At 71.2% G+C, this 15,253-nt stretch carries 11 protein-coding genes, 1 pseudogene and 1 riboswitch; of the genes and pseudogenes, 3 read left to right on the top strand and 9 right to left on the bottom strand.

Going from position 1 to position 15,253, the window contains the following annotated elements; all coding sequences use genetic code 11:
* The 9 genes from FGD71_RS20155 to FGD71_RS20115 form a co-directional block, all read right to left on the bottom strand.
* The coding region (locus FGD71_RS20155; RefSeq protein ID WP_119101871.1) for a cobyrinic acid a,c-diamide synthase CobB at positions 1 to 829 on the bottom strand (829 nt) is incomplete at its 3' end.
* Positions 830 to 836: 7 nt separating this feature from the next.
* Positions 837 to 1,436, bottom strand: coding sequence for a cob(I)yrinic acid a,c-diamide adenosyltransferase (gene cobO / locus FGD71_RS20150; protein ID WP_119101870.1), 600 nt, complete (start codon positions 1,434 to 1,436; stop codon positions 837 to 839).
* Entirely contained in the window at positions 1,436 to 3,454 is a 2,019-nt protein-coding gene (locus FGD71_RS20145; RefSeq protein WP_119101869.1) for a putative cobaltochelatase, read from the bottom strand. The genes cobO and FGD71_RS20145 overlap by 1 nt, the downstream gene beginning before the upstream one ends.
* A gap of 169 nt (positions 3,455 to 3,623) precedes the next feature.
* Positions 3,624 to 7,274, bottom strand: a complete 3,651-nt coding sequence (cobN, locus tag FGD71_RS20140; protein WP_119101868.1) for a cobaltochelatase subunit CobN — start codon at positions 7,272 to 7,274, stop codon at positions 3,624 to 3,626.
* The gene (locus tag FGD71_RS20135) at positions 7,271 to 8,779 is read right to left on the bottom strand and encodes a cobyric acid synthase (protein WP_119101867.1); all 1,509 of its coding nucleotides are present in this window, start codon (positions 8,777 to 8,779) and stop codon (positions 7,271 to 7,273) included. The genes cobN and FGD71_RS20135 overlap by 4 nt, the downstream gene beginning before the upstream one ends.
* Positions 8,776 to 9,747 (bottom strand): cobalamin biosynthesis protein, encoded by a 972-nt coding sequence (locus FGD71_RS20130; RefSeq protein WP_119101866.1) that lies wholly within the window; start codon positions 9,745 to 9,747, stop codon positions 8,776 to 8,778. Before FGD71_RS20130 ends, FGD71_RS20135 begins: the two co-directional genes overlap by 4 nt.
* A 110-nt stretch (positions 9,748 to 9,857) precedes the next feature.
* A riboswitch (cobalamin riboswitch) is annotated at positions 9,858 to 9,998 on the bottom strand.
* A 302-nt stretch (positions 9,999 to 10,300) separates the two neighbouring features.
* Entirely contained in the window at positions 10,301 to 10,522 is a 222-nt protein-coding gene (locus FGD71_RS20125; protein WP_119101865.1) for a hypothetical protein, read from the bottom strand.
* 34 nt (positions 10,523 to 10,556) lie between these two features.
* Positions 10,557 to 11,798, bottom strand: coding sequence for an inorganic phosphate transporter (locus tag FGD71_RS20120; RefSeq protein ID WP_119101864.1), 1,242 nt, complete (start codon positions 11,796 to 11,798; stop codon positions 10,557 to 10,559).
* Between the two features lie 202 nt (positions 11,799 to 12,000).
* The gene (locus tag FGD71_RS20115; RefSeq protein WP_119101863.1) at positions 12,001 to 12,744 is read right to left on the bottom strand and encodes a lysozyme; all 744 of its coding nucleotides are present in this window, start codon (positions 12,742 to 12,744) and stop codon (positions 12,001 to 12,003) included.
* Positions 12,745 to 12,939: 195 nt separating this feature from the next.
* On the opposite strand from FGD71_RS20115, the gene FGD71_RS20110 reads away from it, so the two are divergent.
* The 3 genes and pseudogenes from FGD71_RS20110 to FGD71_RS48000 all read left to right on the top strand — a co-directional run.
* Positions 12,940 to 13,671 carry a class II aldolase/adducin family protein gene (locus tag FGD71_RS20110; protein WP_119101862.1) on the top strand — a complete coding sequence of 244 codons (732 nt, stop codon included), beginning with the start codon at positions 12,940 to 12,942 and terminating at the stop codon, positions 13,669 to 13,671.
* A gap of 52 nt (positions 13,672 to 13,723) precedes the next feature.
* A complete protein-coding gene (locus tag FGD71_RS20105) occupies positions 13,724 to 14,851 on the top strand; it encodes an alpha/beta hydrolase (protein ID WP_119101861.1) in 1,128 nt (375 codons plus the stop codon).
* A gap of 210 nt (positions 14,852 to 15,061) precedes the next feature.
* Positions 15,062 to 15,253 (top strand): annotated as a pseudogene (locus tag FGD71_RS48000) (hypothetical protein); the annotation flags it as partial.

Raw genomic sequence — 15,253 nt, 5'->3', positions numbered from 1 at the left:
GACGAGGCCGTTCAGGCCGACACGGGGGTCTGGGGGCGGAGCCCCCAGGGTCGGGATTGGGAAGGGGCGGCGGGGGCGAGAGAGCGATGGCCTCAGCCGCATCCCAAGCCGCACCAGACAACGCGGGCGCGCTGCGCGCCAGCGCGACCAGCGCATCCAGATCGCACCCGTCACGCACCTGCGTGGCCATCGCCTCCACGGCCTCCACCGCCGCAGCCCGCCGCTCGGCAACAGGCACCAGCCCAAGATGACGAGAAGGCGTATCCACCTGAGCAACCCGCCGCAGCACACCCAGCACCGGCACCCCGGCCGAGTCCAACGCCTCCCGCAAAAGCTCCTCGTGCCGCTCGGACGCGACCTTGTTCAGGATCACGCCCCCGACCCGCACCTCCGGATCCCAGGACGCGAACCCGTGCACCAGGGCCGCCACCGACCGCGACTGCGACGAGGCGTCCACGACGAGCACGACCGGCGCGCGCAGCAGCTTCGCCACGTGTGCCGTGGACGCCAGCTCGCCTTCCCCGGCAGCCCCGTCGTACAGCCCCATCACACCCTCGACGACGGCGACATCGCACCCGCGCGCACCATGCGCGAACAGCGGCGCGACCAACTCCGCCCCGCACAGGTACGCGTCGAGGTTCCGCCCCACGCGCCCCGCCGCGAGCGCGTGATACCCGGGATCGATGTAGTCGGGCCCGACCTTGTGCGGAGACACGGCAAGCCCCCGCGAGGCGAACGCGGCCATCAGCCCCGTGGCAACGGTGGTCTTGCCGCTGCCGGAAGAGGGCGCGGCGATGACCAGCCGGGGCACGGACGACGAGGACTTCACGAGAACATCACCACTCGATGCCCCTCTGCCCCTTCTGCCCGGCGTCCATCGGATGCTTCACCTTGGACATGTCGGTCACGAGATCGGCGAAGTCGAGGAGCTTCTCGGGCGCGTTCCGCCCGGTGATCACCACATGCTGGGTCCCCGGCCGATCCTGGAGCACCGCCACGACCTCATCCACGTCGACCCACCCCCAGTGCATGGGATAGGCGAACTCATCGAGGACATACAGCTTGTACGTCTCGGCGGCGAGGTCACGCTTGACCTGCTCCCACCCCTCGCGAGCCTTCTCCTCGTTGTCCATCTGGGAGTCGCGCTGCACCCAGGACCAGCCCTCGCCCATCTTGTGCCAGTCGACGGATCCACCCTCGCCGGACGCCCCGAGCACCCGCAGCGCGTTCTCCTCGCCGACCTTCCACTTCGCCGACTTGACGAACTGGAACACCCCGATCGGCCACCCCTGGTTCCAGGCGCGCAGCGCAAGTCCGAAAGCGGCGGTGGACTTGCCCTTGCCGATCCCCGTGTGCACGACGACCAGCGGACGATTCCGGCGCTGACGAGTCGTCAGCCCGTCGTCCGGCACGACACTCGGCTGTCCCTGAGGCATTACGCGGCCCTCCTGTGACGACTGGTTCCCTGCACATCTCGTACGAGCCCGGCGATGCTGTCGGCCCGCAGCTCGTCCAACGTCACGGCCGAACCGCCGAGTTCACCCGCGAGTTGCCCGGCGAGGCCGAGCCGCACCGGCCCCGACTCGCAGTCCACGACCACGGACGCGACCTCGCCGGCCGCGAGCAGCCCGGCGGCCCGTCCCGCGAGCGCCACCGGATCCGTCCCGCCCGTGGCCCGTCCGTCCGTCACCACGACGACGAGTGGACGCCGCGCGGGATCCCGCAGCCGCTCCACCCGCAGCACCTCGTGGGCCTTCAGCAGCCCCGCGGCGAGTGGCGTCCGACCACCGGTGGGCAGCGACTCCAGCCGCGCCGCCGCCGCGTCCACCGACGAGGTCGGCGGCAGCGCGACCTCGGCCGAGGTCCCTCGGAAGGTCACCAGCCCCACCTTGTCCCGCCGCTGATACGCGTCGAGCAGCAGCGACAGCACGGCCCCCTTGACCGCGCTCATCCGCTGCCGGGCGGCCATCGACCCGGAGGCGTCCACCACGAACAGCACGAGGTTCCCCTCACGCCCCTCCCGGGTGGCCTGGCGCAGATCGTCCCGCCTTACGACGAGCCCCGGCCCCGACCGCCCGCGAGCCCGCTGATGCGGAGCCGCGGCCTGCACGGTCGCCGCCAGGTGCAGCTTGGTGAGCGTTCCGCGGGGCTGCCGCGCACCGGTCGTACGGCCGTGCTCGGTGCGTGCCCGCGACCGCCGCCCGGCGGCCCCCTCGCCGAGGCCGGGCACGCTCAGCATCTTGGTGCGAAAGGGTTCGGCCGCGCGTGCTGGAGACTGCTCGCCGCCGCCGGGCGCGGCCGGCGCCTGCCCATCGCCCTCCGAGGGCTCGCCCTGTGGAACATCAGCGGCGGGGGAGTCATCCCCGTCCGGCCCGTCCTGCGGCGGCTGCCCGCCACCACCGGGCCCGTCCGGATCCGGATCCTCGTCGCCGGAGTCGTCCCCGCCGCCGAACTCCTCCAGCGTCTCGTCGAGCTTGTCCTCGTCAAGTCCCGGCGCATCAAAGGGATTACGCCGCCGCCGGTGCGGCAGCGCGAGCAGAGCCGCCTGTCGCACGTCCTCCGCGAGGACATCAGTCCGCCCGGCCCACGCGGCCAGCGCCGTCGCGGTCCGCGCCATCACGATGTCGGCGCGCATCCCGTCCACTTCGAAAGCGCTGCACGTGGCAGCGATCTGCCGCAACGCCCCGTCGCCCAGCCGCACCGACGGCAACAACTCCCGCGCCGCCACGATCCGCGCCCGTACGGCGGCCTCGTCGTCGGCCCAGCGCGCCGCGAAGCCGGCCGGGTCGTCGTCGTAAGCGAGCCGTCGCCGCACGACCTCGACCCGCTGGTCGGGCTCCCGCGAGGCGGCGACCTCGACGGTCAGCCCGAACCGGTCGAGCAACTGCGGCCGCAGCTCGCCCTCTTCGGGGTTCATGGTCCCGACGAGGAGGAACTTGGATGCGTGTCGTACGGAGACGCCTTCACGCTCGACGTACGAGGCGCCCATCGCGGCCGCGTCCAGCAGCAGGTCGACGAGGTGGTCGTGGAGCAGGTTGACCTCGTCGACGTAGAGGATCCCGCGGTGGGCGTCGGCGAGCAGGCCGGGCTCGAAGGCCTTCACTCCCTCGGCAAGCGCCCGCTCGATGTCCAGCGCACCCACGAGCCGGTCCTCGGAGGCGCCGACGGGCAGTTCGACCATGCGCGCGGGACGGGACGCCCCGGAGCCTGTCTCGTGCGGCCCGTCCGGGCAGGCGGGGTCGGGGGAGGCCGGGTCGCAGGAGAAACGGCACCCGGCGACGACGTCCACCTCCGGCATCAGCGCCGAAAGGGCGCGTACGGCCGTGGACTTGGCCGTGCCCTTCTCCCCACGGACAAGGACACCGCCCACCGCGGGCGACACGGCGTTCAGCAGCAAGGCGAGCCGCAGGTCGTCCTGACCGACAACGGCCGTGAACGGAAACGGGGTACTCACGCGGCAATCACTCCTTCAGGTGCTTCGTGCCGCAGCGGCAGGCGCTGCGGCTGCCCAGCTGTCACGGTCAGAGCCTGGTCCCTGCTCACGCGGGGGTGGTCCGACGTACTCCGCGCTGAGTCACTCGTACATCCAGTGGTCCCCGCCGACGCGGGGGTGGCGAGGAGGATCATGCATCCCCCTCCAGATCTCCCTCAAGCTCGAGGTAGGTCGCCCGGAGCCGGTCCAGGGTCTCCTGGTCCGGCTCCGCCCAAAGGCCCCGGTCCGCGGCTTCCAACAGGCGCTCAGTAATGCCCCTCAGCGCCCAGGGGTTGGACTTCCGCATGAAGTCCTGGTTGTCCGGCGAGAACACGTACTCACTCGCCAACTTCTCGTACATCCAGTCGTCGACCACGCCCGCCGTCGCGTCGTAGCCGAACAGGTAGTCCACCGTGGCAGCCATCTCGAAAGCGCCCTTGTAGCCGTGCCTGCGCATGGCCGCCATCCAGCGGGGGTTGACCACCCGGGCCCGGAAAACGCGATGGGTCTCCTCGCCGAGAGTCCTCGTCTTCACCTGGTCCGGGGTCGCTGAATCACCCACGTACGCCTCGGGGCTCGCCCCCGTCAGATGCCGCACCATGGCGACCATCCCGCCGTGGTACTGGAAGTAGTCGTCCGCGTCGACGAGGTCGTGCTCGCGGGTGTCCACGTTCTTCGCCGCGACCGCGATCCGCTTGAACGCCGTCTCCATGTCCCCGCGCGCTGCCCGCCCGTCGAGTTCGCGCCCGTACGCATAGCCGCCCCACACCGCGTACACCTCGGCGAGGTCGGCGTCGGAGCGCCAGTTGCGGGCGTCGATCAGCGGGAGCAGGCCCGCCCCGTACGCCCCCGGCTTCGAGCCGAAGATACGGGCCGTCGCGCGCCGCCTGTCGCCATGCTCGGCGGTGTCCTCGTCCACGTGCGCCCGGACGAAGTTGGACTCGGCCGGCTCGTCCAGCTCGGCCACCGCCCGCACCGCGTCGTCGATCAGACCCACCACGTGCGGGAACGCGTCCCGGAAGAAGCCGGAGATACGGACCGTGACGTCGATGCGCGGCCGGCCCAGCTCCTCCGGGGAAACGACCTCGAAGCCGGTCACGCGGCGCGAGGCGTCGTCCCAGACCGGGCGGCAGCCGAGCAGCGCCAGGATCTCGGCGATGTCGTCGCCCTGGGTGCGCATGGCCGACGTACCCCAGACGGTGAGGCCGACGGACTTCGGGTACTCACCCGTGTCCTGCAGATAGCGGGCCACGAGCGAGTCCGCCAGCGACTGCCCGACCTCCCAGCTCAGCCGGGACGGAATGGCCTTGGGGTCGACGGAGTAGAAGTTCCGGCCGGTCGGCAGGACATTGACCAGCCCGCGCGTGGGGGAGCCCGACGGGCCCGCCGGGACGTAACCGCCGTCCAGCGCCTTGAGGATGTGGCCGATCTCGTCGGTGGTGCGGGCGAGCCGGGGCACGACCTCGTTGCACGCGAACTCCAGCACGGCGACCGCGTCCGGAAGTTCGGTGCCCAGGACGTCCCCTACGAGAGCACGGCTCTCCGCGACCGCCCAGCCGCGCTCCTCCATGCCCTCGGCGATCCGCCGGCACAGCTGCTCCAGCAGGTCGATGGCGTCGGCGGCCGTACGCGCCGGGCCGTCCACCAGATCCGTCAGCTCGACCGGCACCTTCACCGGCGCCCCCGGCTCGGCCAGCAGCTCCTTCTCGACCAGCCCGAAGTGCTCGGTCAGCGCGGCGCGCAGCCCCGGAAGGGCGTTCGCCTGTCCGCCCCACACCTGCGAGGCACGCAGCACGGCGAGGACGAGATTGACGCGGGCCTCGTCCACCGGCCCGCCGCCCAGGATGTGCAGGCCGTCGCGGATCTGCACGTCCTTGATCTCGCACAGATAGCCGTCGATGTGCATGACGAACTCGTCGAACTCGTCGTCGTCCGGCTGATCGTCCACATGCAGGTCGTGGTGCAGCTCGGCCGCCTTGACCAGCGTCCAGATCTGGGCGCGTACCGCCGGGGCCTTCGTCGGGTCCAGGTCGGAGACGAGGGCGTACTCGTCGAGAAGCTGCTCCAGCTTGGCCAGGTCGCCGTACGTGTCGGCACGCGCCATGGGCGGTACGAGGTGGTCGACGACCGTGGCGTGCCCGCGGCGCTTGGCCTGGGTGCCCTCGCCGGGGTCGTTGACGATGAAGGGGTAGATCAGGGGCAGGTCGCCGAGGACCGCGTCCGGCGCACAGCCGCCGCTCAGCCCGAGTCCCTTGCCCGGCAGCCACTCCATGGTGCCGTGCTTGCCCATGTGCACGATCGCGTCGGCGCCGAATGAGTTTTCCAGCCACCGGTAGGCCGCCATGTAGTGGTGCGACGGCGGCATGTCCGGGTCGTGGTAGATCGCGATCGGGTTCTCGCCGAAGCCGCGCGGCGGCTGGATCATGACGACGACGTTCCCGAACTGCAGGGAGGCCAGCACGATGTCGTCGCCGTCCACGTACAGGGAGCCCGGCGGCTCGCCCCACGCCTCCAGCATGCCCTCCCGCAGCTCGGGGTCGAGCTTGTCGAACCACGCCCGGTAGTCGGCCAGCGGTACGCGCGCGGGCGCGGCGGCCAGCTGCTCCTCCGTCAGCCACTCGACGTCGTGGCCGCCGGCCGCGATGAGCCGGTGGATCAACTCGTCGCCGCCCGCGGGGTACTCGGTGAGGGCGTACCCGGCGTCGCGCAGCGCGTCGAGGACCCGTACGGCGGAGGCGGGCGTGTCGAGGCCGACCGCGTTGCCGACGCGCGAGTGCTTGGTCGGGTAGGCGGTGAAGACGAGGGCGAGCTTCTTGTCGGCGTTCGCCTTGTGCTTCAACTGCGCGTGCCGTGCGGCGATCCCGGCGACCCGTGCGGCCCGCTCCGGGTCGGCGACGTACACCGGGACGTCGTCCGGTCCCTGCTCCTTGAAGGAGAAGGGGACGGTGATCAGCCGTCCGTCGAACTCCGGGATCGCGACCTGCATCGCCGCGTCCATGGGGGAGAGGGCGGCGTCGGACTCGTCCCAGGCGCTCCTCGACGAGGTCAGGCAGAGCCCTTGCAGTACGGGGACATCGAGGTCGGCGAGCGCCCCGATGTCCCAGGCCTCCTCGTCGCCGCCCGCGGACGCCTGCGAGGCGTGCGTGCCGCCGGCCGCGAGCACGGTGGCGACGAGCGCGTCGGCCTGCCCGAGGATCTCGTACAGTCCGGCGTCCGCACCGCGCAGCGAACCGCAGTACACCGGGAGGGCGTTGGCGCCCCGCGCCTCGATCGCGTCGCACAGGGTGTCCACGAAGGCGGTGTTGCCGCTGAGTTCGTGGGCCCGGTAGAAGAGGACGCCGACGGTCGGGCGGCCCTCGACCCGCGGACGCTCCCCATGAACCCCGTACTCGGGCATCTTCTGCGGCTCGACGAAGCCCTCACCCGTGAGCAGCACGGTGTCGGACAGGAACCGGGCCAGTTCGGCGAGGTTGTCCGGGCCGCCTTCGACGAGGTACCGCAGCGCCTCCGCCACCACACCCGCCGGCACGGACGACTCGGCCATCAACTCCGCGTCGGGCACGGCCTCCCCGCCGAGCAGCACGGTCGGCACGCCGGACGCCTTGAGCGCGGCCAGGCCCTCCTCCCAGGCGCGCTTGCCGCCCAGCAGCCGTACGACGGCGATGTCCGAGCCCTCGACGAGCGCGGGCAGCTCCTGCGCGGCATCGACCCGGGTCGGGTTGCCGATCCGGTAGGAGGCACCGGAGGCACGCGCCGCCAGCAGATCGGTGTCGGCGGTCGACAACAACAACACTGTGCTCATGCGGGCGCTCCCGGTGGAATGAAAGGCAGTCCTTGTGGCGCGCCCGACTCGATGAGCCGCAACAGCGCGTCCGTGTCCGCGTGTTCCTCGATCAGGTCGCCGAGCCGGTCGAGCTGTTCCTCGCGCAGCGCGGCGAACGACGTGTCGGCGGACGGAACGAAGCGGCGCCCCGCGGCGGCCGCCACTTCGCGCAGGAAGGCCCGCCGGAAACCGTCCGACTCCAGCGAGCCGTGCCAGTGGGTGCCCCAGACGGCGCCGACCCTGCAACCGTCCAAGAAGGGCTCGCCGCCGGCGACTTCGGCTATCCCGTGGTGGATCTCGTACCCCTCGACGTGCTCGCCGAGCGCCTCCCCGACGGGGCGGGTGAGGGTCTTCTCGCGGGCGAACCGCACCCGTACGGGCAGGACTCCGAGGCCGTCGACCTGTCCCGCCCGGGACTCGACGTCGTCCTCGATGTGCTCGCCGAGGATCTGGAGGCCGCCGCAGATGCCGAGCACGGGGCGGCCCTCGGCGGCCCTGCGGACGAGGGCGTCGGCGAGCCCGCGCTCCCGGAGCCACTCCAGAGCACGGACGGTCCCCCGGGTGCCGGGGATGACCACCAGATCCGCGTCGGCGAGTTCTTCGGGCCGGTCCACGAACCGCACGACGACACCGGGTTCGGCGGCCAGCGCGTCGACATCCGTGAAGTTGGACATGAGCGGGACGGCGCAGACGGCGACGCGCAGGACGTCCTCGCCGACGGGCGGCGCGACGGTGGATTCCCGTACCGTCCCCCGCAGGGAGACCCGCAGCCCGTCCTCCTCGTCGATGCCGAGGCCGTGCCGGAAGGGCAGCACGCCGTACGTGTGCCTCCCGGTGAGGCCGTGCAGCATGTCAAGGCCGGGCTCCAGCAGCGACACGTCCCCGCGGAACTTGTTGACGAGGAATCCGGCCACCAGGGCCTGGTCCTCGGGGCTCAGCAGGGCGACGGTCCCGAAGAAGGAGGCGAAGACACCCCCGCGGTCGATGTCGCCGACGACGAGCACGGGAAGCCGGGCGTTCCTGGCGATCCCCATGTTCACGATGTCGGTGCGCCGCAGATTGATCTCGGCAGGACTCCCCGCCCCCTCACAGATCACCGCGTCATACGTGCCCCGCAACTCGGCGAGACAGTCGAGGACGGTCCCGAGAAGTTGTTCCTGCCGCCCGCCGTGGTATCCGCGCGCACTCAGCTCACCCACGGGCTTGCCCATGAGCACCACCTGACTGCTCCGCTCGCTGCCGGGCTTGAGCAGTACGGGATTCATGAGCGCGGTGGGTTCGACACGGCACGCCTGTGCCTGCATGGCCTGCGCCCGCCCGATCTCGGCGCCTTCGCGCGTGACGAAGGAGTTGAGGGACATGTTCTGCGCCTTGAACGGCGCGACCTTGACACCCTGCCGCACCAGCCACCGGCAGATCCCGGCGGTCACGACGCTCTTGCCGGCGTCGGAAGTGGTCCCGGCGACGAGCAGCCCACCACTCATGAGGCACCGCCGCAGTGCTGTGCCGGGCGCCTTGCAACCCGCCCCCGCAGCAGCGCACCTGCCGCACACACCCCGAGCGCAAGCCAGCCAACCCTCCGCGACAACCGAACAGCCCTCTCGATGTCCTCCACTTGCACAGAACGCCCCTCCCCGTTCAGCACAGGCCGATGTTCAAAACGCCCCCCGTACGACAGCGTCCCGCCCAGCCGCACACCCAACGCCCCCGCGAACGATGCCTCCACGGGCCCGGCGTTGGGGCTCGGGTGCTTCGAGGCGTCGGTACGCCAGGCCCGTACCGCGCCCCGGGTGTCACCCCCGGCCACCGTGGCCAGGACTGCAGTCAGCCGTGCGCCGGGCCAGCCGGCGACGTCGTCGAGCCGGGCGGAGGCCCACCCGTACCGCCGGTACTTGGGCGATTTGTGCCCGACCATCGCGTCCAGCGTGTTCACGGCGCGGAAGCCCACGAGTCCGGGGACTCCGGCGACCGCGCCCCACACCAGCGCCCCCACGACCGCGTCCGACGTGTTCTCGGCGACGGACTCGACGACGGCCCGCGCGATCCCGTCGGCGTCCAGTGCCTGCGGGTCCCGCCCGCACAGGTGCGGCAGCCGCTCCCGGGCCGCTTCGATGTCCCCGGCGGCCAGTGCCCCGCCGACGGCCCGCGCCTCACGCCCGAGCGAAGTCCCCCCGACCACGGCCCAGGTGGCGGCGGCGGTCAGCGCGACGGAGGCGGTCCGGGAGGGACGTACGGACGACACGGCGAGGGCCGCGAGGGACACGGCACCACCCACGCACACAGCGGTGTGCAGCGCGCCCCACCCCCGGTGGTCCCGCCACAGCACCCGCTCCACGGCACCCGCGGCCCGGCCGAACGCGGCGACCGGATGCCCGCGGCGAGGATCGCCGAGCAGCAGGTCACCGAGGAGGCCGGCGGCGGCGCCGTACGCGAAGACGCGATCGGCACGCATCGGCTCAGCCCGTCGCTACGTCAGGCAGAACCCTCGTACTCGGCACACTGATCCGCAACAGGCAGCCGCGCATGGCGATATGTCCTCACTCAGGGTGTCCACGCCCTGGCTCGACGAGACCGACGGCGAGAGTTCCTGGCTCCCGGGGGATCGATTCCCCGGTGACAGTGGCGGGACCGCGCCGGACTCGCACCGGCTTCCTCTCCTGCCGCCGTATATGGCTCCGGCAGTCCACCACGGGTTGGAAGACCCGTCAACTTGCTGTTGACCTGCGCAAGGAGAGTGTGCTGAGGCCCACACGCGGCGTGTGGCGCGGTCGCCCTGTCGCTGCCCGGCCGCTCGGTCGAAACGCNGTCAACTTGCTGTTGACCTGCGCAAGGAGAGTGTGCTGAGGCCCACACGCGGCGTGTGGCGCGGTCGCCCTGTCGCTGCCCGGCCGCTCGGTCGAAACGCCGTGCCGCGCGGAAAACCCGCGGGCGGGGAAGTACGGCTCGTACTTCCCCGCCCGCGGGACGATGTGTGGACCAACGGTGTGTGGACCAGTGGGGTCCGGTCAGGCCACGATCAGATAGATCCCGTACGCCACCGCCGCCGCGCACGCCGCGAAGCAGGCGTATGCGCCGGTGACCGAGAGGGCGGCCGAGCCGCCCTGTGCCGAGGCCTGCTCGTGTCGCGAGAGACCGACGATGCCGAGGGTGAAGAGGCCCACGAGGGCGATGGTGGCGATGAGGCTGACTCCGAAGACGGAGCCGAGGGCTGCCCAGTCGATGTGCATGCTGATTCTTCCTTCGTGCCTGGGTGCTCGGTGCTCAGACCGTGGCCGACGACGCCGACGAGTTCGCCGAGGTCTCGCTGGAGGCCGGGGTGGTGTCCGTGAGGTCCTCGGTCACGGTGCCGGCCGGGGGAGGGGCGACGGCGGCGAGCGCCGTGGTCACCACACCGGCGGGTTCCGCGGTGTCGTTGACGTTGGTGTGGTCGACCACCTCGCGGCGGGAGACCACCCAGATGGCGGCGCTGGACGCGACGAGGAAGACGGCCACGAATGTCGTGCCCCAGGTACCGAAGGAGGTCGCGTACTCCGCGATCGCGGCGACCAGGGCCGCGGCGGGGAGCGTGAGGCCCCAGGCGATGAACATCCGGGTAGCGGTGGACCAGCGGACCACGCCGCCCTTGCGGCCGAGGCCCGCGCCCATCACCGAGCCGGAGACCGAGTGAGTGGTGGACAGGGAGAAGCCGAGGTGCGAGGAGGCCAGGATGACCGTGGCCGCGCTGGTCTGGGCGGCGAAGCCCTGCTGCGGCTGGAGGTCGGTGAGGCCCTTGCCCATCGTGCGGATGATGCGCCAGCCGCCCAGGTACGTGCCGAGCGCGATCGCGATACCGGCGGAGAGGATGACCCAGGTCGGGGGGTCCGAGTCGGGGGCGATGGCACCGCCGGCGACCAGGGCGAGGGTGATGATGCCCATGGTCTTCTGCGCGTCGTTGGTGCCGTGGGCCAGCGAGACGAGACCGGCGGAGGCGATCTGGCCCGCGCGGTAGCCCTTCTTGGAAGCCTCGCCGTTCGCGTTCTTGCCCAGCTTGTACGTCAGCCGGGAGGCGAACATCGCCGCGAGACCCGCGACCAGCGGGGCGGCGATCGCCGGGATCAGCACCTTGGTGACGAGGACGTCGCCGTGCACCGCGCTGACGCCCGCCGAGGCGATGGTGGCGCCGATGAGGCCGCCCATGAGGGCGTGCGAGGAGCTGGACGGGAGCCCGACGAGCCAGGTCAGCAGGTTCCAGAGGATGGCGCCTACGAGTGCCGCGAAAATGACTTCGGGCTGTATGCCGTCTTCGTTTACCAGACCCTTGGAGATCGTGTTCGCGACTTCGATGGACAGGAAGGCGCCGACAAGGTTGAGCACGGCGGACATGGCCACCGCGACCTTGGGCTTCATCGCGCCGGTCGAGATGGTGGTGGCCATCGCGTTGGCGGTGTCGTGGAAACCGTTCGTGAAATCGAACGCGAGGGCGGTGACAACCACGATCGCGAGGATCAGCGAGAAGTTTTCCATTTACCCGGGCTTCTTTTGGACGTCATTGGCACGTGGACCATAGGCAACCTGGATGAACGGAAGATGAACGCAGCCGGACTGCGGAGTGTATCGAAGCAAGAAGCCGCCCCTCCGTTTGTGTCGAGGGGCGGCGTGGCAGTCGAACTGAGGCGGAATATTACGTTCCGTCAGGGCCTGGCCCCGAGGGGTGATCCAATACTCCCTAGCCCCTCGCGAACTTCTTGAGCTGGTTCAGGGATCCGTTGAACAGGTTCTGGTCGCCCGGCAGGCTTCCGCCGTTGTCGTACTGCCAGAAGGTCCAGAACTTCCACCCCTTCGGCAGGGCCCCCGCCGTCGAGCCGTAGCGGGCCAGCCACAGCGCGTGGTTCGAGGCGAAAGCGGAGCTGTTCCCGGTGCACACCTTCCACCAGTTGTAGTTGGTGTAGATCACCGGGCGGCGGCCCGTCCGCCGCTTCACCTCGTCGCTGAACGACTTGATCCAGCTGACCATCCTGGCCTTGCTCAGGCCGTAGCACTTGTGCTTGCCGTACGGGTTGTACTCGATGTCGAGAGCGGGCGGCAGCGTCCAGCCGTCCGCCCGCCAGCCGCCCCCGTTGCGCACGAAGTACGCGGCCTGGGTCCTGCCCCACGACTTGTGCGGCAGCGCGAAGTGGTACGCCCCGCGGACCAGTCCCGCGTTGCGTGCGCCGTGGTACTGCTGGCCGTAGTACGGGTTGCGGTACGTGTGGGACTCGGTCGCCTTCACGTACACGAATGTGGCGCCTTTGCTCTTCGCCTTCGGCCAGTTGACGTTCTTCTGGTGAGAGGAGACGTCGTGTCCCTTGGGCCGGCCGGCCGCCGAGACCGGCACCTCGGCGAGAGCGGTCCCCCCGATGGCGAGGGCCGCCACGGAGACCGCGGCGATGCGGGCGTGACGACTGCGGGACGGTTTGCGATCACGGGCCATATTTCCCCCCGGAATGGCGGCGTGCACGACAAATCTCCCAGAGGTTATGGGAAGATCCCGGAAAACCCGTCGGCAGTCGGCCAATCGCTCTCGCGGGCGATACACGCCTCTTCGCGCCCTGCCGGATGTGCGGATTCCGCCCTAAAGTGCCCTCGCCCGCGCCTCGTTGACGTGCGCGGCTGGCAGGATCGCGGCATGGCTGAACAGCGGCGGGATCCAGGAGACGGACGGGACGTGGGAGAGCGGGGCGCGCGGGAGGCGACGGAGCGGGGCGCGCGGGAGGCGCGTGAGGCGGTGGAGCGGGCGTGGCGAGATCTGGTGACGACGGCCCGCCGGACCGTGTCCGACGGGCTGGTCGTCGGCACCTCGGGCAACGTGTCGGTTCGGGTCGGGGACACTGTCCTGGTCACGCCGACCGGAGTCCCGTACGACCGCCTCGGGCCCGATGATGTCTGCGGGGTCGGTCTCGACGGCCGGCAGGTGCTCGGTTCACTCGTTCCGACCAGCGAACTGCCCATGCATCTGGCGGTCTACCGCGCCACCGACGCCGGTGCCGTCGTTCATACGCACGCCGTGCACGCCACGGCCGTCTCGACCCTCGTGCGGGAGCTGCCGCCCATCCACTACATGGCCGCCGCGCTCGGCGGCCCTGTCCGAGTTGCACCCTATGCCACTTATGGCACGGAAAAGTTGGCTGAGAACATGCTCCGTGCTCTACGGGACCGCACGGGCTGCCTCCTCCAGAACCACGGCACCCTCACCTACGGCACCAGCCTCCCCCAGGCCTACGACCGCACGGCCCAACTGGAGTGGATGTGCCGCCTGTGGCTGACGGCGTCCTCGCTGCCGGGCCACACGCCCACGCTGCTGAGCCGCGAGGAGCTCGCGGAGGTGGGGGAGCGGATCAAGGGATACGGCCAGCCGTGACAGGCGCTCCCTTCGGCTGGCCGACAGCGGGTTCCGTCAGGAGACTGGACCCGTGCGCACTGTCAAAGCGACGGCCGCGGCCGTCACCGCCGCCGTAGCCGCCGGGGCCGCCACCGTCGCGGCCGGCCGCTTCGCCAGCGACGCCGCCCTGAAGGCGCCGCCGGGCAAACCGCTGCCCACCGAGCCCCGGCTCACCGTGCACGCAACGGCCGCGGGCCAGATCACGCTCACCCGAGCCCTGGCCTCCCAACGCCCCGGCGTGTACGGCCTGAGCGGCCAGACGGGCCACGCGGTGGTCGGTGCGGTCCTGGACACCGCCCCGCACCCCGCCGACACGGTCGTACGCCGTCTGGAGCGCGTCACGCGCGGCTCGCTGGAACCCGGCGACAGGGTGTGGTTCACCCCGAGCGTGCACATCGGCGACCCGAGCAGCGCGCTCGGCCTCGACCACACGGACATGAACATCCCCGGTGAACTCGGCACCCTGCCCGCCTGGTTCGTGCCCGGCACCCGCGAGACCTGGGTGATCACCGTGCACGGCCTGGGCACCACGCGCGAACACTCCATGAACATCATGGAGTTCCTGCACCGCCACCATTTTCCCGTGCTCGCCCTCGCCTACCGCGGCGACGCCGGCGCACCCCGCTCCCCGGACGGCCTCGGTCATCTCGGTGAGACCGAGTGGCGCGACCTCGACGCGGCCATCCGCCACGCCGTGCGCTACGGCGCCGAACAGGTCGTCCTGCACGGCTGGTCCACCGGCGCCACCATGGCCCTGCGCGCAGCCGCCCACTCCGGGGTGCGCGACCGCATCTCCGGGATCGTCCTGGACTCACCCGTCCTCAGCTGGCAGAGCACGCTGCGCGCCCTCGCCGCCGCACGGCGCACCCCGGGCCCACTGCTGCCGCTGGCCGTCCGCGCCGCTCAGGGCCGTACAGGCCTGCGCGGCGACCAGGACCAGGGCGCGTCCGACCCCTACCGGCTCGAGGTGCCGGTCCTCGTGCTGCACGGCCCGGACGACACGGTCGCCCCCTGGTCGTACTCGCGAAGCCTCGCCGACAGCCGCACCGACCTGGTCACCCTGCACACGGTCCGGCACGCCCCGCACGGCGCCATGTGGAACGCCGACCCGGCCGGCTACGAAGAGGCCCTCCGCCGATTCCTCACCCCGCTGATGTAGCCGGCGCACGACCGGCTGATGCGGCGGCAGCTGATGCGGCCTCCTCTCGACCCTGCCTCCCCTCACCCGCTCCATGGCTTCCGGTTAGCCCCGAACCACCCGCCCGTCCACCCGTGCCAGTGCTCGCCAGACCCGTTGCATTGGCCACCCCTGTAGCCCCGCGTGACATTCCGTTTGGGTTTTCGGACCGTCAACCGGAAGACTGCACCCGTGACGTCCCGTATCCCGCGCGACTCCAGGCTCCGACTCGTCCGCCCGCGAACCCTGGCCGCCGCCCCCCGAGCCATGACCCAGCGGCCTGTGCGCCGCCCCGCACCCCGCCCGCCCGAGGGCACCCCGGCGCCCGCGGAGCTGGCTCGCATGGCGCGCGCCGAACTCGCCGGCGCGGCTCGCGTCGCCCGC

The organism is Streptomyces sporangiiformans, assembly GCF_005768555.2.
GTDB lineage: Bacteria > Actinomycetota > Actinomycetes > Streptomycetales > Streptomycetaceae > Streptomyces > Streptomyces sporangiiformans.
The sequence above is the reverse complement of the archived record's forward strand: the minus strand, read 5'-3'. Positions and strand labels throughout refer to the sequence as shown.

Coding starts and splice junctions, on each gene's coding strand:
- FGD71_RS20135 (WP_119101867.1), bottom strand. CDS start 8,779: ATGAGTGGTGGGCTGCTCGTCGCCGGGACCACTTCCGACGCCGGCAAG.
- cobO (WP_119101870.1), bottom strand. CDS start 1,436: ATGCCTCAGGGACAGCCGAGTGTCGTGCCGGACGACGGGCTGACGACT.
- FGD71_RS20125 (WP_119101865.1), bottom strand. CDS start 10,522: ATGCACATCGACTGGGCAGCCCTCGGCTCCGTCTTCGGAGTCAGCCTC.
- FGD71_RS20115 (WP_119101863.1), bottom strand. CDS start 12,744: ATGGCCCGTGATCGCAAACCGTCCCGCAGTCGTCACGCCCGCATCGCC.
- FGD71_RS20130 (WP_119101866.1), bottom strand. CDS start 9,747: ATGCGTGCCGATCGCGTCTTCGCGTACGGCGCCGCCGCCGGCCTCCTC.
- FGD71_RS20120 (WP_119101864.1), bottom strand. CDS start 11,798: ATGGAAAACTTCTCGCTGATCCTCGCGATCGTGGTTGTCACCGCCCTC.
- FGD71_RS20110 (WP_119101862.1), top strand. CDS start 12,940: ATGGCTGAACAGCGGCGGGATCCAGGAGACGGACGGGACGTGGGAGAG.
- cobN (WP_119101868.1), bottom strand. CDS start 7,274: ATGAGCACAGTGTTGTTGTTGTCGACCGCCGACACCGATCTGCTGGCG.